Annotated in this window: 21 protein-coding genes and 1 CRISPR repeat array (1 of these 22 running past the window's edge); of the genes, 15 read left to right on the top strand and 6 right to left on the bottom strand. The window is 53.7% G+C overall.

Annotated elements, in window-relative coordinates; genetic code table 11:
- Positions 1-18: 18 nt before the first annotated feature.
- Positions 19-2,025 (bottom strand): methylation-associated defense system DNA methyltransferase MAD2, encoded by a 2,007-nt coding sequence (gene mads2, locus ACFKSJ_RS02590; protein ID WP_440950712.1) that lies wholly within the window; start codon positions 2,023-2,025, stop codon positions 19-21.
- 435 nt (positions 2,026-2,460) lie between these two features.
- Positions 2,461-3,444 (bottom strand): hypothetical protein, encoded by a 984-nt coding sequence (locus ACFKSJ_RS02595; protein WP_440950713.1) that lies wholly within the window; start codon positions 3,442-3,444, stop codon positions 2,461-2,463.
- Positions 3,445-3,769: 325 nt separating this feature from the next.
- Here ACFKSJ_RS02595 and ACFKSJ_RS02600 point away from each other — a divergent pair, with 325 nt between their 5' ends.
- The 5 genes from ACFKSJ_RS02600 (at position 3,770) to ACFKSJ_RS02620 (ending at position 6,547) form a co-directional block, all read left to right on the top strand.
- The gene (locus ACFKSJ_RS02600) at positions 3,770-4,369 is read left to right on the top strand and encodes a hypothetical protein (protein ID WP_440950714.1); all 600 of its coding nucleotides are present in this window, start codon (positions 3,770-3,772) and stop codon (positions 4,367-4,369) included.
- Positions 4,370-4,443: 74 nt separating this feature from the next.
- Positions 4,444-4,602, top strand: coding sequence for a hypothetical protein (locus ACFKSJ_RS02605; protein ID WP_440950715.1), 159 nt, complete (start codon positions 4,444-4,446; stop codon positions 4,600-4,602).
- A gap of 310 nt (positions 4,603-4,912) precedes the next feature.
- Complete coding sequence (locus ACFKSJ_RS02610) at positions 4,913-5,650, top strand: TIGR04255 family protein (protein WP_440950716.1); 738 nt, start codon at positions 4,913-4,915, stop codon at positions 5,648-5,650.
- 4 nt (positions 5,651-5,654) lie between these two features.
- A complete protein-coding gene (locus ACFKSJ_RS02615; protein ID WP_440950717.1) occupies positions 5,655-6,203 on the top strand; it encodes a hypothetical protein in 549 nt (182 codons plus the stop codon).
- On the top strand, positions 6,203-6,547 hold the full coding sequence (locus ACFKSJ_RS02620) for a hypothetical protein (RefSeq protein WP_440950718.1): 345 nt from the start codon (positions 6,203-6,205) through the stop codon (positions 6,545-6,547). Before ACFKSJ_RS02615 ends, ACFKSJ_RS02620 begins: the two co-directional genes overlap by 1 nt.
- A 305-nt stretch (positions 6,548-6,852) precedes the next feature.
- On the opposite strand, the gene ACFKSJ_RS02625 is transcribed toward ACFKSJ_RS02620, so the two are convergent.
- From ACFKSJ_RS02625 to ACFKSJ_RS02635, 3 genes are read right to left on the bottom strand one after another with little or no spacing between them, the layout of a single operon-like run.
- Entirely contained in the window at positions 6,853-7,209 is a 357-nt protein-coding gene (locus ACFKSJ_RS02625) for a type II toxin-antitoxin system PemK/MazF family toxin (RefSeq protein WP_440950719.1), read from the bottom strand.
- On the bottom strand, positions 7,172-7,711 hold the full coding sequence (locus ACFKSJ_RS02630; protein WP_440950720.1) for a hypothetical protein: 540 nt from the start codon (positions 7,709-7,711) through the stop codon (positions 7,172-7,174). The genes ACFKSJ_RS02625 and ACFKSJ_RS02630 overlap by 38 nt, the downstream gene beginning before the upstream one ends.
- On the bottom strand, positions 7,698-8,057 hold the full coding sequence (locus tag ACFKSJ_RS02635) for a transcriptional regulator (RefSeq protein ID WP_440950721.1): 360 nt from the start codon (positions 8,055-8,057) through the stop codon (positions 7,698-7,700). The genes ACFKSJ_RS02630 and ACFKSJ_RS02635 overlap by 14 nt, the downstream gene beginning before the upstream one ends.
- 100 nt (positions 8,058-8,157) lie before the next feature.
- Here ACFKSJ_RS02635 and ACFKSJ_RS02640 point away from each other — a divergent pair, with 100 nt between their 5' ends.
- Together ACFKSJ_RS02640 and ACFKSJ_RS02645 are read left to right on the top strand one after the other, a co-directional pair.
- A complete protein-coding gene (locus ACFKSJ_RS02640; protein WP_440950722.1) occupies positions 8,158-8,397 on the top strand; it encodes a hypothetical protein in 240 nt (79 codons plus the stop codon).
- 25 nt (positions 8,398-8,422) lie between these two features.
- Positions 8,423-10,468: a 6-bladed beta-propeller gene (locus ACFKSJ_RS02645; RefSeq protein ID WP_440950723.1), complete on the top strand. Its 2,046-nt coding sequence runs from the start codon at positions 8,423-8,425 to the stop codon at positions 10,466-10,468.
- 111 nt (positions 10,469-10,579) lie between these two features.
- Here ACFKSJ_RS02645 and ACFKSJ_RS02650 read toward each other — a convergent pair whose 3' ends face one another.
- Positions 10,580-11,302 carry a CDGSH iron-sulfur domain-containing protein gene (locus ACFKSJ_RS02650; protein WP_440950724.1) on the bottom strand — a complete coding sequence of 241 codons (723 nt, stop codon included), beginning with the start codon at positions 11,300-11,302 and terminating at the stop codon, positions 10,580-10,582.
- Between the two features lie 275 nt (positions 11,303-11,577).
- On the opposite strand from ACFKSJ_RS02650, the gene cas3 reads away from it, so the two are divergent.
- The 8 genes from cas3 to cas2e are packed head-to-tail and all read left to right on the top strand — an operon-like array spanning position 11,578 to position 20,670.
- Positions 11,578-14,391 (top strand): CRISPR-associated helicase Cas3', encoded by a 2,814-nt coding sequence (gene cas3, locus ACFKSJ_RS02655; protein ID WP_440950725.1) that lies wholly within the window; start codon positions 11,578-11,580, stop codon positions 14,389-14,391.
- Positions 14,392-14,447: 56 nt separating this feature from the next.
- Positions 14,448-16,214: a type I-E CRISPR-associated protein Cse1/CasA gene (gene casA, locus ACFKSJ_RS02660; RefSeq protein ID WP_440950726.1), complete on the top strand. Its 1,767-nt coding sequence runs from the start codon at positions 14,448-14,450 to the stop codon at positions 16,212-16,214.
- The gene (casB, locus tag ACFKSJ_RS02665; protein WP_440950727.1) at positions 16,204-16,773 is read left to right on the top strand and encodes a type I-E CRISPR-associated protein Cse2/CasB; all 570 of its coding nucleotides are present in this window, start codon (positions 16,204-16,206) and stop codon (positions 16,771-16,773) included. Before casA ends, casB begins: the two co-directional genes overlap by 11 nt.
- 29 nt (positions 16,774-16,802) lie before the next feature.
- Entirely contained in the window at positions 16,803-18,038 is a 1,236-nt protein-coding gene (gene cas7e, locus ACFKSJ_RS02670) for a type I-E CRISPR-associated protein Cas7/Cse4/CasC (protein ID WP_440950728.1), read from the top strand.
- Positions 18,028-18,759 (top strand): type I-E CRISPR-associated protein Cas5/CasD, encoded by a 732-nt coding sequence (gene cas5e / locus ACFKSJ_RS02675; protein WP_440950729.1) that lies wholly within the window; start codon positions 18,028-18,030, stop codon positions 18,757-18,759. Before cas7e ends, cas5e begins: the two co-directional genes overlap by 11 nt.
- An 8-nt stretch (positions 18,760-18,767) precedes the next feature.
- A complete protein-coding gene (cas6e, locus tag ACFKSJ_RS02680) occupies positions 18,768-19,478 on the top strand; it encodes a type I-E CRISPR-associated protein Cas6/Cse3/CasE (RefSeq protein WP_440950730.1) in 711 nt (236 codons plus the stop codon).
- Positions 19,479-19,481: 3 nt separating this feature from the next.
- A complete protein-coding gene (gene cas1e / locus ACFKSJ_RS02685) occupies positions 19,482-20,393 on the top strand; it encodes a type I-E CRISPR-associated endonuclease Cas1e (protein ID WP_440950731.1) in 912 nt (303 codons plus the stop codon).
- The gene (gene cas2e / locus ACFKSJ_RS02690) at positions 20,374-20,670 is read left to right on the top strand and encodes a type I-E CRISPR-associated endoribonuclease Cas2e (RefSeq protein ID WP_440950732.1); all 297 of its coding nucleotides are present in this window, start codon (positions 20,374-20,376) and stop codon (positions 20,668-20,670) included. The genes cas1e and cas2e overlap by 20 nt, the downstream gene beginning before the upstream one ends.
- A gap of 167 nt (positions 20,671-20,837) precedes the next feature.
- Positions 20,838-23,772: a CRISPR direct-repeat array (repeat unit 29 nt; unit sequence GAGTTCCCCACAAGCGTGGGGATGAACCG) (it continues 205 nt past the right edge of the window).

Consider the following 23,772-nt stretch of genomic DNA (forward strand, 5'->3'; position numbering starts at 1 on the left):
ACGGGATTGTCCTAGTCTTCATATCCCAGGCTCCGGGTGCTCGCTTCTGAACTGATGGTACGCCTCGGCGATTCGGGGAAGATCGTCGTCCACGATCCGGTCCATCCGTGTCAATGTTCGGACCACTCGTTTTCCACCGAGGGTTATAGTCTCCTCCTCCCTCACCTGCTGTACTAGTTCCACGCCATCAGGGCCGCGTTTATAGAGAATATTTCCTCGACGGTCGATTCCAGCCATTTCGGCCACGGCGAGAAAGACTGGATAATCAAGCCTGCCAGCCAGGTCTTCCCGCTGTTGCTCCTGCTCAGTCTTCTTCTTTAAGAAGAGAAGGCTCGTTAAGATGTTGACGTTCGCCTCGACAATGAAGACCTCGACCGGGATCTCGACCGAGGCGAGCACCCATGCCTGTGAAAGAATCCATGATCGGATGTACTCGTCACCTGCATTTCCGAGGATGCCATTCGGCAGGACAATCCCCATCTTACCCCCAGGGCGGAGCCAGCGAAGGCACCGCTCAATAAAGAGGATCTCGGGCGCGACACTCGTCTGAAGACGACCTGAATTCCGGAACGACCCATCGCCCATCCGCTCCCAAATCCTCGCCAATTCATATTGAAACAGGATTTGAGGATCCGTGATTGGGATATCGCTTCCAAATGGAGGGTTGGTCATTACCACATCCATCGAGCCTAGTGGGATTCGTTCGCACGCCGGGGCAACGCCGGCAAGTGAGCCCTCTGGAAACTCGAGTGAGTTCATGTGAAATAGGGGGATCTCGGTGTTCGCTGCCATCAGAATGTTCATCTGTGCTGCCCGGACGAGGAACGGGTCGAAGTCGGCCCCGTGCAGTGATTCTCCAACGACTGTACTGAGCCGCTCTCGGACTATGGGATCTCGATCTCCGTTTCCGATCTCATGATCAGTCTCGTCGTTGAGTCGATGATAGAGATGATCCACAGTCGCTGTTAGGAACCCCCCAGTCCCACAGGCAGGATCGAGAATTCGATTCCCTGGCGTTGGGTCGAGCATCTCAACCATCAACTTGATCACCCCCCTTGGCGTGAAGAACTGCCCACGATCCCCCCGGAGATTCGTCCCAACGATCTCTTGATAGGCGGCCCCCTTGGCATCCATATCCGTTCGAGTCAGGTCATATCGGGCCAGTTCCGAGACCATAAAAGCGAGCGCCCTGTCCGAGAGCGTGATCTCCTCTTTTCCACTGAAAATTGTTGGATAGGCCTTCTTCACATCCTCAAAGAGCGGCATGATGCGGCCACGAATGGCTATCCGGCCGGCTTCATCGAACTGTTCGGTCGGACCAGCCCAGAACCGTCGGAGATCCCAGGTTTTTTGCCGCTCGTCGTACATCTTGGCGAAGATCAGATAGAGAAATTGCCAGAATGCTGCATCCTTCGGCATCCCCTCATTCCCATGGATGAAATTATGACAGCGCCGGAAAGCGACCTTTAGCATCTCTGGATCAGCCCGGCGCAGATGTGCAGCCGAATACATCTCCTGAGTTCCCATCGTCTCATCGCCAAAAGGCCAGTCTCCAATTGGCCGGAAATCAACTGAGAATCGATTTGTCTCCTTCTCGAAGAAGAAGAACTCAATACCATTTGTCCAGAGACCCCAGCGGCAATGCTCCAGGGCTGTCATGCTGTCTTGAAGTTGCGCGACGTCGTTCTGCGCCTGCTCGTGATCGCGGATAGTAAAAGTGCTCCGGCTCCCATTGGTGGGCTCTTTTTGGCAGACCACGATCCGGTGAATATTCTCCTCAAGGTGTGGAAGGTCTGGACCGAAGATTGCCAGATCGATCTTCTTTTTTCTTCCGTCAACCCGAACGGGGAAATCCCGGGCCATATCTTGGACTGAAATACCGTACTCGTGAAATAGCACCCGGACAATTCTTTGCCGGACTTGTTCTTTCGTTGAGTCTTTGATTGGCTCGCCTGAAATATAGTCAAGGAGATAGCCATCTTGCAGAATAAAGGGTTGGGGGGAAGAGATTGGGATCTGTGTCATGAAATTACACCATGTGACTTATTGATAATGATTCGAGTGACATTACAAGAATTATTGTACGTATCTTATGAAGGAAATTTGGTCATTGAAGATTTAAGGTGATCGGAATGGAGGTTATGGTTTCCAGTCGATTTTCGTAGAAGGGGGAGGAAATCAGGGTTATGGATACGATTTCACGCCTCGGGTGTTTAGACAGTAGATATCCACTATTTGCCAACCCCGTACATCGGTAGGAAACGCCCCCGCTAATAATAAGGAACAGACTGAAACCTCCACCTGCCGGCCCGCCGATCATCCCGATCATGTAGACAGCAATCGATCACTCGTACCTGTGCCCTGGCGGACATCATCATGATGGTCCCGGCGGTCATGGCCGTTGAGCGAGACTAGGGATTCGCTATCACATCGGTGGAGATGATTCTTCAACCAGTGATCTTAGCGGCCGGCACTCTCCGGGTCTCCGTCCAGGACGCCGGCCAGGGTGATTCGATCCCGACAGTCCCCAACCGGCACGACCATCCTCCTCGACGCCGGCCCTTTCCCACCCACATCACACTCATCACCCAGCATCTCGCGGCAGAACTGTATCGTCGGCCCGACCTGCACGAGATGATGCACCTCGGGGTTGATCAGCACAGGGTGGTCCAGCCGGCGAATCACGGCAAAGACCTCATCCCAGGGGATCGGGTTATCCATCGCCGGCGCCCGGTGCAGTGCATGGATGTGGAATGCCTTGAGTGCGTCCGGCGGGATCTCAACGAGGTTCCTCATCAACTGCCCTCTCGTCACCGTGAAGAGTTGCTGCACGTCGAGCACGATGCCGCAGTCCCCCACCAGTTCAGGCGCAGCAGAGAGCAGGTGCTCCCAGAACCGGGCGATCGAAGCGCCGTCCCGGATGAACTGGCCGGTCCTGTTCTCAAGCAGGACGGCCGGCATCACCCCGAACCGGTCCTCGAACGCGGCCCGGATCGCGATCATCGCTCTGACCAGATCGTCGTCCCGGTTCCGGGCATCCCCCGGGTGAATCTCCACGATCGCCGGCGGTGCGTTCAGCCGTTCGGCCACCCCGACCGTCATCTCAACGAGAGCCTCCGTCCACGCCCGGTCATACCAGCAGAGCGGCGCCTGGGACCGCATGCCGTACCCGTCGGTCCGCGGGATCGACGGCTCGGTGTGGAGAATGTACGGGAGCGGAGCCGGCCCTGACTCTGCGTCGTAGAGGGCCGCGATTGCACCGCGTGTCAGGAACGAGCCCATGGCCAGCCCGGTCTTCGCCACCTCGGTTCTGTTCTTCACGAAATCTGCCGGCACCTCGAGGTACCCGCACCCCAGCGATTGAGCAGTGTCCAGGCGGGAAGAGAGCCCGCCCCGCTGCCGAAGGGACGAGAGGTTCGGGAAGAGGTACGTGACCTCAATCATCGTCTCCACCTCTGACCATCGCTCGGAGTATATTGAAGGTCATCTGTTCCCCGTCCGAACGTTATCGATATCCCCTTCGGTCTGTGTAGAAAAGAGGAGTTCAAAGGTGACACGGAGATGAGAATTTCTGGGACTCAGGAGGAAGGACAATCAAAGAGATGTGTTACAATTTCATGGAACTTAGGATCGTTGGTTTCGTCGTATTGGAAAAAAGAAATCTTCTATTACTCTTCAGAGTAATCCCAACCCCGCCGGCCCGGGACATGCATATCACTTTCACCCTGCACGGTCCGCCCATTAAGTAATTTCCTGCTGAAGAGCATCTATGACGCATACCAGTCAGATCACCAATTGCGCCCCGGATGGAGCCGGCATCTCCGCCGGGAAGATCACGATCGCCGGCAGAGACCAGGGCCGGGAACCACCCGGAGCGGCCCGGTACCGGGGTGAACCGATGACCGCTGAACTCGACGAAGAGCACCGGACTCCGGCACTCCCCGGTTCATCAGAGACGAACGGCGAACATTATATTAGAGGACACGCCCGGCTGGGGAGGTATGCCGGGGAACGACACGGCGTGCCGGCCACCAGGGCCGGGCAGGGGGTGGCGTCCGCCGTCGCCGCCTGGTTCCGGCAGCAGGGGTACCAGGTGGTCAGGTCCCGGCCCGGCGGCACCCCCCCCGACCTGCTGGCCTGGTCGCCCGAGGAGCTGGTCATGGTCCTGATCAGGCAGACCCGGCGGAGGCCGCCGTCGCTTCATGCGATCGCAGATCAGTACAGAGAGGAGATGCAGACCCTCCACGGACTCCCCGCCCCTCAGGGGTTCCACAGTTCGTACCAGTTCTGGCTCTCGGTCTCCTGCCATGGCTGGCGGGTCTTTGACGTGATGAAAGGCGGGATACGGGAGATCACCCGGGAGATCTGATCATCCGCCTGCCGGCCGGCACCTATCCAAACCTGTAAATTGTTGTAACATTTACAGATTTTTATAGATCATCGATGGCTCGAATTCCGGATAAAACCCCGGACGAGAAGAGACTGTACAGACCTCATCGCCGGCGGTTCATGGACCTGCTCCCGCAGTGCCATACAACCGGGCCGGCTCGTCAGTCAGAAGAGGGGATGATCATGAACCCGGCCGTCGATAGATCCGAATGAGAGACCGGGGTCTTCCTGGTGCGACCTGACAGAGATCGCCGGACAATGACCCGGCCCTGTTCAAACTTCTCGTACCGACCCTCTCGTTCATCAGGAACAGGGTCCATCCGAGTCTTGCGGACGATCCCGGTGGAGAACTATCAGCGGATCATCATCGCAGGCGAAGGAAAATAATGTGCACGCAGAACCGGGAGAATGGAATAAAGAGCCGAATCACAGCGAGATCGGTGTATCCATATACTATGAATACTCATATCCGAGTGCGAGTCTTTAGAACCGAATACATCCAATTGTATAAGAACTTGTGATCATGGCCCAGTATAGTTCTCCGCCAGTCGTTGAGGTGGTCTGTGAATTTCGTTTCTCTTCGAAGACAGAGTGGAACGACACCCTTGCAGATCGTTTTCACAAGGCCGTTCAAGAGACCTTTCCTGAACGTGACCGGATTGTAGAGCGCCAATTCGAATTCACAGTCACTCAAGATAATTCCCAATCGAAGAACGGCAAGAGGGAACGACCCGTCTTTCTGACCCAGGACCGACGGATGTTCATACAATTCGGAGAGCGGATCGTCTCAATCCATTGTTTGAAGCCGTATCCGTCCTGGGAAAAGTTCCGGCCGATCATTGAACAGATCTACAAAGTCCTTTCTGAAGCGACCGAGATCAAAGGGATCGACCGGATCGGCTTACTCTATGTCGACAAGATCGAGATCCCGGGGACCGAAATCGACCTCACAGAATACTTCAAGTTCAGACCGGTCATTGAGGGATATAAACCGGAGTCATTTGTGAACTTCCTGGTGGGTGTCGATCTTCCGTGTGCCGGGCAACGAGACCTCTGCCGGCTCCAGTTGACCCGGGCTGTGGCAGAAAGGGAGGGCTATAGCACCTTCTTACTGACCACCGACTACTTCCTCAGAAAGCGGCAGGGGATCCCTCCTGCTGGGGCTATGGTCTGGCTCGAGGAGGCGCACAGCGCCATCAAGGATATCTTCAAGAACTGCATCACCGAGAGACTCGAACAACTCTTCAACGGAGAGGTCTGATATGATGTACACTTCAGCAATGGCGCCGTTCAAGACAATGCCTCCTCGTTTGGACTCGGACGGATTGAGTTATTATCCTTCATCCTTCGTGGAATGGCTCTATGATCTGATCTTCGGTAGAACCTCGATCGAGAGTCACTCGTATCTCTCCGAGTCATCGAGATCCTCCTTTGATCAACTGGATGCAACCGGAAGTCTCGTTTCGATGATCGAGCCGTCGCTCCTCGGGCTCTGTGAGTACCTGGGGATTCACCTGTTGAAGGGCGGAGAGGTGGTTGGATATCTGCAGCGATATCCCGGGCTTTACATGCCGCTCCTCTTCGCGTGTCATCTTACAGATGAGGAGTTCGCCGGGGAGGGATCCTTCTCGCTGGAGGTCTACCACGACCCCGAGGGGCATGATGAGTACCTCATGCTGACGGTGCGGCAGAATAACTACACGGACGACCTGCTTGATCGCATCGAGAGGGTGAGCGATCAGGTCCGGCCATCCCTGCAAGGAGAGTCCGGCTGGCTCCTGATCACTACCGATTTTCAACCCGTCGGGATATAATGCAGACGATCTTCTCCTGGGAACAGTTCATTGATATCGCCCGGTTCCTTGTGCAGGAAACAAAAAAACAGGACAGTGCCATTCCGGATGAGGCCGCGTACAGATGCGCCATCAGCCGGTCCTATTATGCTGCCTTCCGCATTGCTCTTGACTATGCAATGGACACGTTTGATTACTGTCCAGAGAGAAGTGGGATGGATCATACAAATTTGCGGAACTTTATGAGAGAACACGGTGACGTTCAGTTAGGACGGATTGCAGAAAAACTCACGCGGTTGCGCAATTGGCGAAAAAAAAGGCGATTACGAGGCGCCGATATATGGTATCAATCTCAATGTGGCTGAAAATGCCATTCATGAAGCACAGGAGATAGTAGAGATAACATATACAAAGAAGCCTTGAAGGCATCCTGCGAAAATATACACTCTCTCCAGCGGACCCCCCTGTTTCTCATCAGTCTCTAAACTCTGTAGCCTCCTGATCGTCGGCCGCACCTCTTCAACGACGATAAAGGGGATCCCTACCCCATAGCAACGGCATCCACACCCACAACACAATTATAAACGCCGGCACCTCGGCCTCCATCACCTCCATGCCGGCGTCGACCTTGCACCCCGGAGGCACGCATGGATGAACGTGACAGACTTCCTTACAGACCCAGCAGCTCAAGAATGAGTGCTCCAAGAGCCTCATACTGCTCTCCCTCGACAACTCCGATCCTGTGAATGAACCGTCGATCATCCAGTGACATGATCTGAAAGATCATCGCGACACTCGGCTGGGTCAACCGATTTCTTCGATCCGGCTCAATATACATCGTTGAATCGAAAGAGACGAGGCGCAGGTTGGTGGTCAGAGGGATAGCGATGACGAGGCCGTTCGCCTCACCAACGATGATCGCCGGCCGTCTTCCCTGCTGCTCGTGCCCCTTGCCGTCGAGGAGATCGACGAGCCAGATCTCCCCGCGTCTACTCGTGGTCCCGCCCCGTAAAGGCCAGTGACGCACGCTCCCAGAGTGCGAACTCCTCCTTCATCTCCCGGGTCTCCTCGTCCGTCGGAGGATAGAGAAACCGTTTTGCTCTTGCGATCGCCACGGCCTGCTGCGCCGCAGGAATGAACGATTTCAGTTTCCGGGTCCGGCGACTGGCTTCAATGTGGTCGAGGCCGGCGCAGCTGACAAAGAACGCGTACGTCCCGGCCACCTCGACCTGGTTCGGCCGGAGATCGAAGGTCTCACCGAACGCGGCGACGATCGCCTGCTCCTTCTCGTCGAGCGTGCCCCGGCTCACCGGCGACTCGAACTCGGCACGATGAGCGAACACCTCCCGATTCAGTTCTTCGCAGTACGGGCCACGGATATACAGACGATAGGGATACCCCGTCCGCAGCCCCTTCAACTGCAGGAGCAGGACGCTCTTCTGGATCAGGATCCGGTCCTCGAACTCGCCCACCCGGGGAGCGAACCCGAGCTGATGGAAACTCTCGATGACCCTGTCACGATTCAGCATGGGCGTCACCTCCGAACGCACAGAACCGGCAGAGCCAGTCCCGCACCTGCTTCCACTCCTCGCTCCCGGCCGGCGTGATGTGGTACGACTCCAGTTCCTTCTTCTCCACCATGACCTTCTCGCTTTCGATGTAGCCCATCGCGATCAGGGCGTTCAGGTTTGCGAAGAGCGTGCCATCGCTCACCTCGATCGCGGCCTTCAACTCCCGATACGTCGCGCCGTCCGGGCCGAGTTCCGCGAGCCCCTGGAGCAGTTGGAGGCGGAGGAGCGAGAAGACCCGTGCGTTCAACGCGTGCGACTCCGTGAGCAGCGCGAGCAGATCGCCATCCCTTCCATTGCACACCATAAGTCCTCATCAATGGATCATGCCGGATGATATTTAAGAGTTCACCTATTTACTCCAGAATTAAAGTGAATGTGGGAAAACCTGGACCATCCGCCACCTGATGCACGGCCGATGGGCCGAACTCCTCGACACCCAGATCCTCCTGCTCGTCGACCCGCCGGCCCGGACCAGACCGTCCGGGTCACGCCGTCTCAAGGACATTTCAAAAACCGTTGCTCTTCGTCAGTACCTCGATGTCACCTTTCACGGTGACAGAGAGGCGATCGCTGGTGAAGATCGACAACCGGCCAGGTTCCACCGGGGAGATCGAAAAGACAAGGGTTATCCTGACACAGGGTAATTCAAGATTATCCTGGTGGTTCTCAATGAAATCTTCTTCTATCCTGTATATCTTCTGTGCCCTGCTCCTCTGTAGCAGTGTCCAGGCCGGCCCTGTCAACGAAACGTATGCCTTCACGGGAACGTGGGGACTCGCTGTTCCGGAGAGCCTGTTCAGTTCCCCGAGCGGCATTGCGGTCGACGGCACGGAGATCGTCTACGTCGCCGATACGTACAACAACCGGATCCAGATGTTCACGTCGACCGGCACCTTCATCACGAAATGGGGCGGAGACGGTCCTGGATACAGTGGTCGTGGATCCGAGGACGGGCAGTTCGACTATCCCACGGGCATCGCGGTCGACGGCGCAGGGAACGTCTACGTCACCGATACCGGCAACAACCGGGTCCAGAAGTTCAATCCGGTCGGCATGTTCCTCGCGAAGTGGGGGACCGATGGTGCTGGGGACGGGGAGTTCAGCAATCCCGAGGGGATCGCGGTCGACGGTGCCGGCACCGTCTATGTCGTCGATTCGTACAACAACCGGGTCCAGACCTTCACATCGGACGGGACGTTCATCACAAAGTGGGGCGGGGACGGTCCTGATTGGGGCGGTTCCGGCTCCGGAAACGGACAGTTCTCGTTTCCCACGGGCATCGCGGTCGACAGCACGGGCAGCGTCCATGTCGTTGACCAGGGCAACAACCGGGTCCAGAAGTTCACGCCTGACGGGACGTTCGTCATGACGTGGGGGACCTCCGACGCCGGGGACGGACAATTCAACGGTCCGTCAGGGATCGCGGTCAACGGCGCTGGCACCGTCTACGTCACCGATCAGGGCAACCACCGGGTCCGGACGTTCACCTCGAACGGAACGTTCGTCGCGGGATGGGGATCGTTGGGTTCCGGCGACGGCCAGTTCTGCTCTCCCTATGGGATCGCGATCGATAGCGCCGGCCATGCCTACGTCGCAGATACGGAGAACAACCGGGTCCAGACGTTCGATACGGCGGGCAAATTCATCGCGGGATGGGGCGACGCGGACCCGAAAGACGGACAATGCAAGTACCCCTACGGGCTTGCACACGACAGCGCCGGCAACGTCTATGTCACCGATACCGGCAACCACCGGGTCCAGAAGTTCGCGCCTGACGGGACGTTCGTCGCGAAATGGGGATCGTTGGGCTCGGGAGACGGACAGTTCTACATTCCCCGTGGGATCGCGGTCGACAGCTCGGAGAACGTCTACGTCGCCGACGCCAGAAATCAACGCGTCCAGAAGTTCACGTCGAATGGAACCTTCCTGGCGACCTGGGGGACCTACGGCAGCGGCGACGGGCAGTTCGACGGTCCCCGGGGCATTGCGGTCGACGGTGCGGACAATGTCTATGTCACCGATACCTACAACAACCGGGTCCAGAAGTTCACATCGGACGGGACCTTCGTCATGGAGTGGGGCGGTTACGGCTCTGGGGACGGCCAGTTCAACTGGCCCTACGGCATCGCGGTGGACGGCACGGAGAACGTCTACGTCGTCGACTATAACAACAACCGTGTCCAGAAGTTCACATCGAACGGGACATTCGTCACGAAGTGGGGCAGCCGGGGCCACGGGGACGGACAGTTCATGTATCCGTTTGAGATCACGGTGGACAGTGCGGGTGATGTCTACGTCGTCGACCCCAACAGCAGGCGGGTCCAGAAGTTCACCTCGACCGGCACTTTTGTCACAGCATGGGGAACCCGGGGCACCGGTGACGGACAGTTCCAATGGCCCCTGGGTATCACCGTCGACGGCGCAGGGAAGATCTACGTCGCTGATTTCGACAACAACCGTGTCGAGATCTTCGCGAGAGTGGGGGCGACCCCGGTGATCCTCGTCCCCGGCGGTGCCGGCCTCCCGACCGACACCAGGGGTGACGGGCAGTACGACGACGTCGACGGCAACGGTCAGAGAGACTTTGCCGACGTGGCCCTCTTCTTCACCCAGATGGACTGGATCAGCGATCACGAGCCGGTCGAAGGCTTCGACTTCAACGGGAACGGCCAGGTCGATTTCAATGATATCGTCATCCTCTTCAACGGACTGTAGGGACTGACGCGGAACCCCTGCCGTCTCTTTTTTCCGGCCTCGACCCGGCAGCAGAACATGGCGCCGGCTCGTCCCGCTCGACCGTCGCGTTCATCCCGCCATCACCGGCGCTCACTCCTCGAGGTGGCTCCCGTCGCAGAACGGTTTGTTCTTCGACCTCCCGCACCGGCAGAGCGTGACCCGGTTCCGGACCTCGTACGCCCTGCCGTCGACACCGATCACCGGGATGCCGCCCTGGACCCAGAGCGGCCCGTCTATCCCCTTCGCCGGGTCCTCGATGACGGCGATGGACTTCTCCAGGTCCGGCTCGATCGCCTTCCCGGTCGCCGTGTCTGAGACGACCAGCCGTCCCGACGGGCAGTCGCCGGCCTCTTCGACGGCGATCTCCCGGTCTCCGGGGTCCGGGGAGGCGGCGAGGTTTCCGATTCCGCCGGCCCGCTGGCAGAACCCGGCGTGGGCGCAGAGGTGCTCGTTGTCGGCGAGCGTCAGGACCGGACCCGGGGTGATGCGGGCTCCTTTCTGGAACGGTTTTCGGTCGCCGACCTCGGTCCCGACAAAGTGGTTCGGTGCGTGGCTCCCATCGCAGAATGGCTTCTCCTTCGAGAGCCCGCACCGGCAGAGAGAGTACTGCTGCTGCCGGAGCGGATAGGTCTTCGTCTCGTTCCAGGTCCGACAGGCGCCCTCGTCATCGTAGCCGATCTCCACGGTCCTGAGGGGGACGCCGCCGCTCACGTGATACGGCCCGTTCTTCCTCACCGTGATCTTCATATCTTCGGTGTGGGTATGCGGGGATTTTTCAGGCGGTGCGGTCCTGGGTGCATCCGGTTCGTTCATGGCCGGATATGTATGCCGGTACAATAAAAACCCTCGCCGGCCCGGGCGGTCTTCTCTCGGGCATGGTCGGTGTTGCAGCGAAACCTGCACGTATCGAGGGGCCGGCGGGGGGTGGGTGAATGGCGGCGACGGGTGAAGGATACGGTGGGTACGGTGTGATGGTGTATTACTCATGCATCGAATCTTTCCATTTTGACGGATCTTCCTGGTTGCAGCGAACCAGATCGAAAGACCTTCATATGCCGCCGTTCTCAGTCCTGTTATGAAGGCGTGCGATGGAGACCGGATCTGACCAGTATTATTCCTACTGGGGAAAGACGCGGAGGGAGGGTGAACCACAGAAGGGGGCCGGCTATCACCTTCTCGTGTACCACTGCCTCGATGTGGCAGCGGTGGGGCTGAAAATGCTCGAATATGATAGACGATTATGTGATATTTTTACGAACAGTATATCAATTCAACGTGAGCATTTGCTCAGGATATTAACATTCTACCTTGCAATCCATGATATCGGAAAATTTTCCCATCACTTTCAGTCTCTCAACGAGGAACTTATCATCTGTCTTCAGAGCAAAAAACCGACGCGGCTTCAAAAACAGTACCATCCTGTTCTCGGTTACCATCTATATTGTAATGTCCTCTGGGATGAGATTTGGAACAAAAATTTATTGAATCTGGATACCGGTTCTAGTCAGAGGAAATGGCACAATGGTTTTAGATATTTCGCCAGTGCAACCACAGGGCATCATGGGAGTCCGCCCCAGTTAGACAATGATTATACGAACCTTGACAAGTATTTCGATCACTCTGACATTCAGGCTGCAACTGCCTTCATGAATGATTGTATCCCAGTCATTTGTGGGCAGGGCCGTGATGACATCATACCATTCAGCAAAAATCTGAACAAACAGATTCAGAAATACTCATGGCTCTTTGCCGGGCTTGTTGTTGTGTCCGACTGGATTGGATCCAATACCATCTATTTTCCATACTGTTCAGATAAGATCTCTCTTACGGAATACTGGGATTACGCTCTAAAAAAAGCGGAAATTGCGATCAAAGAGACAGGACTTCTTCCTTCGATTCCTTCATCCATTGGAGGTATGCGACAACTTTTTGGAATTAATACTCCTTCGGATCTTCAGAGATATGCAGAGACAGCCGATATCTCTTCTGGACCTCATCTCTATATCATGGAAGAGTCGACCGGGAGTGGAAAGACGGAAGCGGCCCTGGTACTTGCACATCGATTACTTCAGAAAGGAGAAGGAGAAGGAATTTACTTTGCCCTGCCGACGATGGCGACGACAAACGCCATATATATACGGTTGAGGGAGGCATATACGAAACTTTTCGCCGAGGGAGAACGCCCTACCCTGATCCTTGCCCATGGATCCCGAAACCAAATAAAGGAGTTTCGTCAGTCACTTGGTTTCGAAAATCAGAAATCAGATATTTCACCAGAAGGCGAATTAGAGACGGCATCGGCTTACTGCTCAGCATGGCTTGGAGATAATCGAAAGAAGGCACTTCTTGGATCCATTGGGGTGGGTACACTTGACCAAGCCCTGATGGCGATTCTTCCAAAAAGGTATCAATCACTCAGACTCCTGGGGCTCTCACGGAGTATTCTGATCGTTGACGAGGTTCATGCTTATGATGCATATATGAACGGCCTTCTTGAAGTTCTTTTAAAATTTCATGCCGCTCTTGGAGGAAGTGCAATCCTGCTCTCGGCCACATTACCCTATAATTCTCGATCCCGTCTTGTCGAAAAATTCTATGAGGGTATGACAGAGTATGAACAGCAGAGATCCTTGGATAGTATCAATGACTCAGAGCAGATCGACAGAAGCGAAGAACTCACACAGACCAAGAGGTCTTTAGAAAAGAAAGAAGACTTTCCTCTTGTCACACATATTCGTGGAAGAGATAAGCCAGAAGAGATAGAAATATCCACCAGGCTGGATTGCCATCGCGAGATCGGCATTCACCTGATTCATTCACTCTCCGATGTCGATGCATTGGTCCAGGATGGAGTTGCGAAGGATGAATGTGTCTGTGTCATCAAGAATACTGTCACCGATGCGATAGACACGTATGATAAACTTGTCAAACTCTTCGGACCTGATCGAATCACTCTCTTCCATGCTCGATTTGCAATGGAGGATCGGTTAAGGATCGAGGAGAAGGTGACCACTACATTCGGCCCTAAAGGGACGGCTGATAAGCGCAGGGGTCAAATCGTAATCGCTACCCAGGTTGTTGAGCAATCGTTAGATCTTGACTTCGATCATATGATCACAGATCTCGCTCCCATTGATCTGATCATTCAGCGGGCCGGCCGGCTTCACCGGCATTCGGAACGATGGCCCGGTCGGTCAGCCCCCGTTTTAGTCGTTCTGACACCCGAAATCATTGACGATCCGGATAAATTCTGGTATTCTCGGATGTTCCCCAGAGGGGCATATGTCTATAAGAAAAATGTAACACTGTGGAGAACGGCATGTGTTTTGCAGAATTATGGAGCTCTCAGAATCCCAGAAGAGGCACGGGATCTGATTGAGGATGTCTATGACGAAAACCGAAAAAATATAATCACTCCACCTGCACTTTGGGATGCCGATGTTGCTGAAGAAGGAATAGAGCGTTCTCGTTCTCAGATTGCTCGATTCAACAGCCTGAACTTCGACGAGGGATATTACAAAAATAATGGACCCTCTCTCTGGGGTAACGAAACAAATATCCCCACTCGACTTGGGGAAGAGACGATCACATTAAGATTGGCGAAATGGGTTGATGATGGGATTGTGCCCTGGTCAGATTCTGATGAGAACGCTTGGATTATGAGCGACGTGAATGTCCCTAAAGGAGATATTGTAAAATCCCTTCATAGTGAGACCGAGTCCATTGAAAGGGCAAAGATGCACATGCCAGACAGAGGTCGCTGGTGCATAGTTATTCCGCTCAAAGAAGAATCGAAGGACTTGTGGGTTGGATTTGGAGAAAAAGAGGACGGAACCCAGGTACCAATATATTACTACCCATTCTCAAGAGGACTTGTTATTCTAAAAGACAGAGAAAAGTAAAAGCAGAAGATTATAATAATATTGCAATAGATCTTCCATCATCAGAAGATGATCAGTTGTTCAATCTCATTCAAAATCCCTGGATCCGAGTGACTAGAAAAAGTGGGGCTTCAGGTTCTTTCATCGCCCCGTGGGAGATCACCGATGCATTTGATTCAGATCCAATAGTCTCCCTTGATGCCGTCCGACCAGACTTTAATGGGGGTCTGATTCAGTTTTTGATCGGTCTCGTTCAGACGACCATGCCTCCCGCTGATGAAGAGGAGTGGATCGATCTTCTGGAGGAACCTCCACCTCCAGAGGATCTCAAGAGCGCATTTGAGACGGTAGCGGAAGCCTTCGTACTCGATGGCGATGGTTCACGGTTTATGCAGGAACACAATCTTCAGCATCAGAAAAACCTGAAGCCAGACAATTATTGGGATATTTATAAATTATTTATAGATGGTGCGTCAGAGGGCCGTGATCTCTTTTTAAAATTCGGAAAGATCAAGAAGATCTGTCCGATATGCTCGGCTCAGGCATTGCATACCCTTCAAATCTCAACATCAGGATTCGGTCGGGGTCATGTATCAACTCTTCGTCATGGTGGCCCAATCACCTCAATCGTAACCGGGAACACCCTCTGGGAAACGGTCTGGTTCAATATCATGACAAAATCGTCATTTCGTGGCAATCAACATTCAGATCGAACAGATCTCGTCGGAATCTTCCCCTGGCTGACGGATCCCCAAATCTCTGATGAAGATGGAGGAAAGAAAAAAATCCTTATCACTAACCCAGGTGATGTCGATCTGCTCCAGATGTATTGGCCGATGCCACTGAGGATCCACCTAATTATTGATCGCGAGCAATCCGGAGAGTGTGATCTCTGTGGGACAAAGTGCTCATCTCTGATTTCCAAGTTTCTTACCCTCCCTTATGGTATAGGGTATAGCGGCGTCTGGCACCACCCCCTCTCCCCCCATGCTTATGAGAAAAAGAAGGATATGCCTGAACCAGTACCGGATCCAATTCCAATGGCCCCTAGCTGGATTGCATATCGGCGATGGCTCGGACTCGTTCAGAACGACAGATCTTATGATAAGAGGTTGATTGAGCCGGCACGGGTTGTCTCTCAGATCAGAAATCTCCAGAGAGAAGATAAGAAACTCTTTCTTCAGCATCCAACACGACTCAAGGTTTTTGGATATCAATTGGAGAACGCAAAAGCACGATGTTATTACGAAGGAGAGATGCCACTCATTCCTGTCGATTCTTCGGTGAATAAAGAGTTTGAAATCACTGTAGAAGGGATGATTCAGGTTGCAAGTTTGAGTTTAACCTCATTAAAGAAATGTATCATTCGTGCATGGTACGACGCAGACCTGAACGAGGCACTCAATAAGGCAAAAGAACATTTCCCGAGAAAGAAAGGTTCAAAGGGTAAAGGAAAGGTAAAAAAATTCCTTAATCCAGACCAGATTCAATCTTTGCTTCAGGATGCCCTGCCAGCCATTGATAATGAATTCTGGCAGGTAAGTGAACATGATTTCTATTCGATTTTAGGAAGTCTCCCGGATACTCTTGCATCTACCCCGGAAACACCGGAGATAATCAAACGACGCTGGGTTCAGACACTTTTTAAGAGTGCTGAATTCCTCTTTGACCGTTATGCACAGACGAATATGATTGGAATCACTGACCCGCAACGGATCGCACTCGCCAGGCATGCATTACGCAAAGAGATCTCGATCTACAACCCGTCAATCCAGACACATTTGAGTTTGAATGTCCAGGAGAAAGAACCAGATAAAGGCACAAAGGGTGAGCATGACACGTGATGGACATGATATGATGCAGAGAAAAACAAGAGGATTCAGTGATTCCGATGTCAATGAGTATCTCATCGATTGGATAGACAGGTTGAATGAACATATGGAAGATTCGGACAGAAGGTTTACAAGAACCGATCGGGCACTATTACGGCGGTGTCGGACCTGTACCGAAGTGGGTATGCTCCCAACCTTCCATCGTTTCCGTCAGGATCTTGAAAGACTCGATCCCGGATTCGGAAATGATCGTGAACGGTTAGCTCTGATTGCAGGCGTTCTCGCACATCTTGACAGGGGTGATGATTTGGTCAACTGTTCAACCCGAATGGCATCACCAAAGGAAGTTGGTGGTGATCGGCCCCGATTGCACGATCTGAGGTTTCGTCGATTGATGGCAATTACTCAACCGATCTTATTATACGCTCCACTCGTTCGTGCGATCCGGGAGTTAGAGCGGGAGGGAAATGCCCCCGATCTAGCTTATTCAATCGCCAACTGGAATGACCAGATCAAAATTGGTTGGGCGTATGACTATTACGCAAACATACCAGAGAAAAAGCAAGAATAATTTGAGGTTTTCTATAATGAGGTATTTCTATGACTGATTTTATCCAATTTCATATGTTAATCTCCTATCCGCCGTCGAATTTGAACCGCGATGAACTGGGACGCCCGAAAATGGCAACGATGGGTATGAGTGAACGACTGCGTATATCATCCCAGAGTCTTAAAAGGGCCTGGCGTACGTCTCAACTCTTTCAGCAGGAAGTCATGAGCCCGCTGGGGAAAAGGACACGTGGCCTTGGTGAGCGTGTACAGTATGCTCTTCTGAACGGGCTCTCTCTCTATGATCTTCTCTATTCTGAAGAAGAGGCGATTCAAATTGCAGAGCCGATTCCAAAGGAGAAGGCAACTCGCTGGGCTGCAAGGATTGCAGAGGCATTTGTTGACAATCTCGATAAAAAGAAAGAGGAACAATCAGACGCCAGCGAAAGTAGTGAACCACCAAAGAAAAAGGGAAGAGCGTCAAAGAAATCAAATATCAAAGAAGCATCGCTTGGTTCGCAACAGATCGTATTCATCGCACCATCTGAGATAAGCAAAATCGATCAACTCCTTTCAACCCTTCGTCAGGAGAAGGACAACGATCCAACAATAGATCAGTTGAAAGAATTGCTCTCTGATCTCTACTCTGTAGATATCGCAATGTTCGGCAGAATGCTCGCGAACGCTCCATCATGGAATGCAGAAGCCGCCGTCCAGGTCGCTCATGCAATCACGGTCCACGAGGCTGCGGTTGAAGATGATTATTTCACCGCAGTTGATGACCTCAACCGGGACGATCAATCTGGAGCCGCCCATCTGAACATCACTGAGTTCGGTGCAGGGGTGTTCTACCTGTATGTCTGTGTCGACCGCGATGGCCTGCTCAAAAACCTGAAAGGAAAGGAAGAACTCACCGATCACGCTCTTGAAGCCCTGGTTAAGACCATGACGCAGGTTTCACCGACAGGAAAGCAGGCATCATTCGCTTCACGTGCAAGCGCACAATATCTCCTTGCCGAACGTGGTCCACAACAACCCCGCTCCCTTTCAGCAGCATTTCTCTCTCCACGAGTCTTTTTGTCCCCCGAGAAGCAGGACGAGTTTGGCGGTTTTATGGGAGCGACGGTTGCTGCACTCGAAGATATGCGAGAAAAGCTGAACAAGATCTATGGCCAGGGGTACATAGAATCACGATCCTTCAATGTGGATAAAGGGACTGGCAGCCTTGCTGAAATCCTTGAACTGGTGAAGAGTTCACCAAATTCCGCTGGTCAGAATGTCCCGTGATTACCTGGTCTTCCGGCTCTATGGACCCATGGCTTCGTGGGGAGGAATTGCAGCGGGAGAGGATAGGGGAACTCTTGATCACCCGACCAAATCGGCCGTCATGGGATTAGTTGCCGCAGCACTGGGGATCGAACGGAATGAGGAGGAGATACACGAACAACTTCATTTACAGTACCGTTTTGCGGTACGGGTCGATGCTAGCGGGGGAGTTGTTCGGGATTTCCATACTGCGTTGATCTTTAAAAAACCGGATTTCCAGACGCGAAAGGATGAGGTCGAAACTGCAGATGAAAAACGGGTCAACCCCATGCTGACTAACCGGGATTATCGTACTGATGCTGTCTATACAGTGGTTCTTTGGGTCAATTCAGATGAGTCGTTATTTTCACTGGATACGATCCGCAAGGCCCTTCTTTCACCACATTTTCCTCTCAGTCTAGGGCGAAAATCATGTCCTCTTGCACTTCCGCTTGAGCCGCAGATCCTCAAAGCAGATGATCTAAAAGAACTGTTTGAAAAAACTCACTTTAAAAGTGATCGAATTATTGCACCGTTATTGAGATTTGTTAATCCGGTTTGGATTTTCTGGGAAGGCGATGGGGAAATGGAAGGATTTAAGGAGAGACCAATTCTTGCAAAACAGCATGATATGCTGTTGAGTAGAAAACGCTGGCAATATCGGAATCGCATGGAGTCGAGTGTACGGTTTTCGAATAACTGAGGGGAATGATGTTTTTCAGCAGAATTCGGTTAAGGCCCGAGGCCACGGAGTCTCGAGATTTCTGGGAACAACTTGATCAGGGGACATATCCAACCCACGAGATGATCTGGCGATTCTTCGCAGATGACTATGAGCGGAAACGGGACTTCATATTCAGATATGATGTAATGAAGGGTCTTCCCGGTTTTCTTTGTGTCTCATCCCGGGAGCCTGTTGGTTTTTCAGGTGTCTGGGAGATCGACGAACCAAAACTTTATGCGCCGAAAATTCACGAAGGGCAGCGTTTTTCCTTTATGCTCCGTGCGAATCCTGTCAAAAAACGATCCGTCAATGACGGACCTGAAAAGAAAGAGCGGATCATTCGTCATGATGTCGTAATGGATGCCAAGGTCAGGATGGACTACAAAAACCTTCCAGTTAACGAACGCCCGGAAGTTCAGGAGATTGTTCATCAAGCAGGTACGACATGGCTTGCAGAGAAAGGAGCTATGCATGGTTTCGCTATCGATGCGGAAGAGATACATACCGATGCATATCAGACTCATTCATTCTGGAAACCATCTGCCCAGCGACCAATTTCCTTCAGCACAATAGACTTCTCCGGTATACTAACAGTTACACATCCGGAAAAATTTACCAATGCCCTGTTTTATGGGATAGGCCCGGCGAAAGGATTCGGATGTGGGATGATGATGATCAAGCCACTACGGGTGTTATGAACAATGCTTCCATCCCTCCGGCCGATTACAATAAAGGAACGAGTCTCGATGCTCTTCCTGGAGAAGGGTGAACTGGATGTAATTGATGGGGCCTTTGTGCTGGTTGACTGTAAAGGGATCCGAACACAGATTCCAGTTGGTGCGATCGCCTGTCTTCTTCTTGAACCAGGAACCCGAGTCTCTCATGCCGCTGTGGTTCTGGCGGCACGAGTCGGTTGCCTTCTGGTCTGGATCGGGGAAGGAGGGGTCCGCCTTTATGCAGCCGGACAACCTGGCGGGGCCCGCTCCGATAGGTTACTCTACCAGGCGAGGCTTGCACTCGATGACGAAGCAAGACTCCGTGTGGTTCAGAAAATGTATGATATTCGGTTCAAAGGTGCAGTTCCATCCAACTATTCGGTCGAACAACTTCGTGGTATGGAAGGGGCACGGGTGCGGGAGATGTACGCACAGTTTGCCCGACAGTATGGCGTCAAGTGGAGCCGGCGTGAGTACAACCCTACAGATTGGGGAAGTGGCGATATTGCAAACAGGTGTCTCTCAGCAGCAACTGCATGTCTGTATGGAATTACAGAAGCGGCTGTGCTTGCCGCGGGATACGCTCCAGCGATCGGTTTCATTCATTCTGGAAAACCTCTATCCTTTGTGTATGATATTGCTGATCTCTTCAAATTTGAAACAGTGGTGCCAGTAGCATTCAGGATTGCAAAGGGAAATCCATACGATTTGGAACGTTCTGTTCGTCTTGGATGCCGGGATGTGTTTCGTGAGACACGGCTCCTGAAAAGGATCATTCCCATGATCGAAGAGGTGCTTGCAGCCGGGGGCATCGCGGTTCCACTGGCTCCAACCGAAGCGGTAAAACCTGCGATCCCAGTGGAGAAGGGGTTGGGCGATGCTGGTCATCGTGGTTGAGAATGTCCCTCCGCGGTTGCGGGGGAGACTCGCGGTGTGGCTCCTGGAGGTGCATACCGGAGTCTACGTCGGGGACTTCTCGGTGAAGGTCAGGGATATGATCTGGGACCAGGTCTATGAAAGCGTCGAGGATGGAAATGCTGTAATGGCCTGGAGCACGAACAATGAGTCGGGGTTCGACTTTGCCACCGTCGGGCCGAACCGGCGGATTCCTATCGAGTGCGACGGGCTGAAACTGGTCTCTTTTTTGGCACAGGCCGTAGATAGAGATGAATAAGGAGATTTATCTGGATGCATATCCTGATAGAATATGATCAGATGAAATCTGATCAGAACCTGATCATGACAAAGAACCATGGTATCCCAAAGTCTATCGGCAGCCGATCGCAGCCGGCACCGGTAGGAAGGAACTGAGATTCCCCTTTTCAGTATATAATGAGAAGAGAGTTCCCCACAAGCGTGGGGATGAACCGCTAAATCTATGGTCACCTGCCCCCGGTGCGGCGAGTTCCCCACAAGCGTGGGGATGAACCGTTCCCAATATATATCACGCTTAACTGCATCAAGAGTTCCCCACAAGCGTGGGGATGAACCGTCAGAGCCTACCCTGCCGACAGCCATCCCCAGGAGTTCCCCACAAGCGTGGGGATGAACCGCGACTCAAAGCCCTCGAAGAGCGGCGGGCTGAGAGTTCCCCACAAGCGTGGGGATGAACCGCAATCCATAATCATCTAGGCCAGGATTGGGCCGAGTTCCCCACAAGCGTGGGGATGAACCGTGGTGATCCCAGTTTGATAACAGAAGGAAATGGAGTTCCCCACAAGCGTGGGGATGAACCGTTGGTAGAGCGAGACCTCTATGTTCAATATTCGAGTTCCCCACAAGCGTGGGGATGAACCGAGCGTTGCTGCAACGTTTGTTAGGCCGGTGGCGAGTTCCCCACAAGCGTGGGGATGAACCGTACATGAGAGCAGGCATGAAGAGCGGGGCAGAGAGTTCCCCACAAGCGTGGGGATGAACCGTAGCCAGGAGGGCTTCTGCGGTCCCGGTTGCCGAGTTCCCCACAAGCGTGGGGATGAACCGATTGGCTTCGTATACGGGATCTGAGGATATATGAGTTCCCCACAAGCGTGGGGATGAACCGGTAAACGGCACCAATGGTGTTGCATCAGGACCGAGTTCCCCACAAGCGTGGGGATGAACCGAAAGTCGCAGTTGGAGATGTTCAATCTCTGTAGAGTTCCCCACAAGCGTGGGGATGAACCGATTCCCGCCGGGACCGTTGTGCCGGCTCTGACGAGTTCCCCACAAGCGTGGGGATGAACCGCGATCGAGCCTGAAAACTGTATCGACGAACTGGAGTTCCCCACAAGCGTGGGGATGAACCGAACGTGGTGCAGCACTTCGCCATGCTCGTATCGAGTTCCCCACAAGCGTGGGGATGAACCGGTATATGTTTGCGCTCGATCCCCTGTTACACTGAGTTCCCCACAAGCGTGGGGATGAACCGCAACTGCTGCATGGACACTGCTTAACGATGTTGAGTTCCCCACAAGCGTGGGGATGAACCGGCGGAGCGGTGGGCGTGGGAGAAAATTGTCGCGAGTTCCCCACAAGCGTGGGGATGAACCGAAGGCCTATGCAAAGACCACCACCGCCGGGAAGAGTTCCCCACAAGCGTGGGGATGAACCGTAGCCGATGATAACGCTGCAGCGGCTATGCAAGAGTTCCCCACAAGCGTGGGGATGAACCGTAATAAATTCAGGCTCGCGATCTCCTTATCTCGAGTTCCCCACAAGCGTGGGGATGAACCGTAATAAATTCAGGCTCGCGATCTCCTTATCTCGAGTTCCCCACAAGCGTGGGGATGAACCGCCGGCCACCTCGCAATGCTGGAGGATGCCCCCGAGTTCCCCACAAGCGTGGGGATGAACCGGCGCACAGTTCGACACATTCCACAGGTCAGAGGAGTTCCCCACAAGCGTGGGGATGAACCGTCTCCATCGGGGAGTTATCAAAACTGGTTGGTGAGTTCCCCACAAGCGTGGGGATGAACCGTAGCAAATGCGTATATGTCAACTATGGGTCTGGAGTTCCCCACAAGCGTGGGGATGAACCGACTGATGAAACTGATGACAAAATTGATTTGCTGAGTTCCCCACAAGCGTGGGGATGAACCGTCGACATTCGAGAGGGACGCCTGATACTGTGCGAGTTCCCCACAAGCGTGGGGATGAACCGGTCAACAAAATCTTACATCTTCGGTGGCCGATGAGTTCCCCACAAGCGTGGGGATGAACCGAGCCCGTCCAGCGAGTCGTCTGCATCGTCGACGAGTTCCCCACAAGCGTGGGGATGAACCGTCGCCTCGCCGATAATCCCAGCCTGATAAAATGAGTTCCCCACAAGCGTGGGGATGAACCGTATCAGTGAAAAGAAGAAGTCGGCCTACATCAGAGTTCCCCACAAGCGTGGGGATGAACCGAAGTCGAGACGATGCATGACAAGGCACACAAAGAGTTCCCCACAAGCGTGGGGATGAACCGCCGCCGCCACAGTTTCGGGTCCAGGGGTGACCGAGTTCCCCACAAGCGTGGGGATGAACCGATTCAATCACCCTTCCGAGTTCGTCAGCGCACGAGTTCCCCACAAGCGTGGGGATGAACCGGTGAATGTCATTGACTGCTCTTTCTGTTTGCCGAGTTCCCCACAAGCGTGGGGATGAACCGACGGGGATCTGAGGGGGGTAGGTAATGGCCTAGAGTTCCCCACAAGCGTGGGGATGAACCGATCCCCGGCGGCCGCCGTCTTGAACTGGGCATGAGTTCCCCACAAGCGTGGGGATGAACCGTAAGCCCAGTCGATTGAGTTCCTCAACCTCCTGAGTTCCCCACAAGCGTGGGGATGAACCGGGAGCGGTTTACCGCTCCTGTCAAGTCTGTAAGAGTTCCCCACAAGCGTGGGGATGAACCGGGAGCGGTTTACCGCTCCTGTCAAGTCTGTAAGAGTTCCCCACAAGCGTGGGGATGAACCGGGAGCGGTTTACCGCTCCTGTCAAGTCTGTAAGAGTTCCCCACAAGCGTGGGGATGAACCGTCCGCGGTGGTTCGGAAAAACTGCTTGCTCAGGAGTTCCCCACAAGCGTGGGGATGAACCGAAATGGATCGAGTTGTATTGCTCCGGGGAAAAGAGTTCCCCACAAGCGTGGGGATGAACCGACAAACTCCAAACCACAATCAATGACCTGGACGAGTTCCCCACAAGCGTGGGGATGAACCGAGCAGTTGCCCGCCAGTGTGCTCGCTCCACTGGAGTTCCCCACAAGCGTGGGGATGAACCGGTCACGTTCTTGGCGAGCCTGTCTATCTCGGCGAGTTCC

Source organism: Methanosphaerula subterraneus (genome assembly GCF_052055875.1).
GTDB classification, from domain to species: Archaea; Halobacteriota; Methanomicrobia; order Methanomicrobiales; family Methanospirillaceae; genus Methanosphaerula; species Methanosphaerula subterraneus.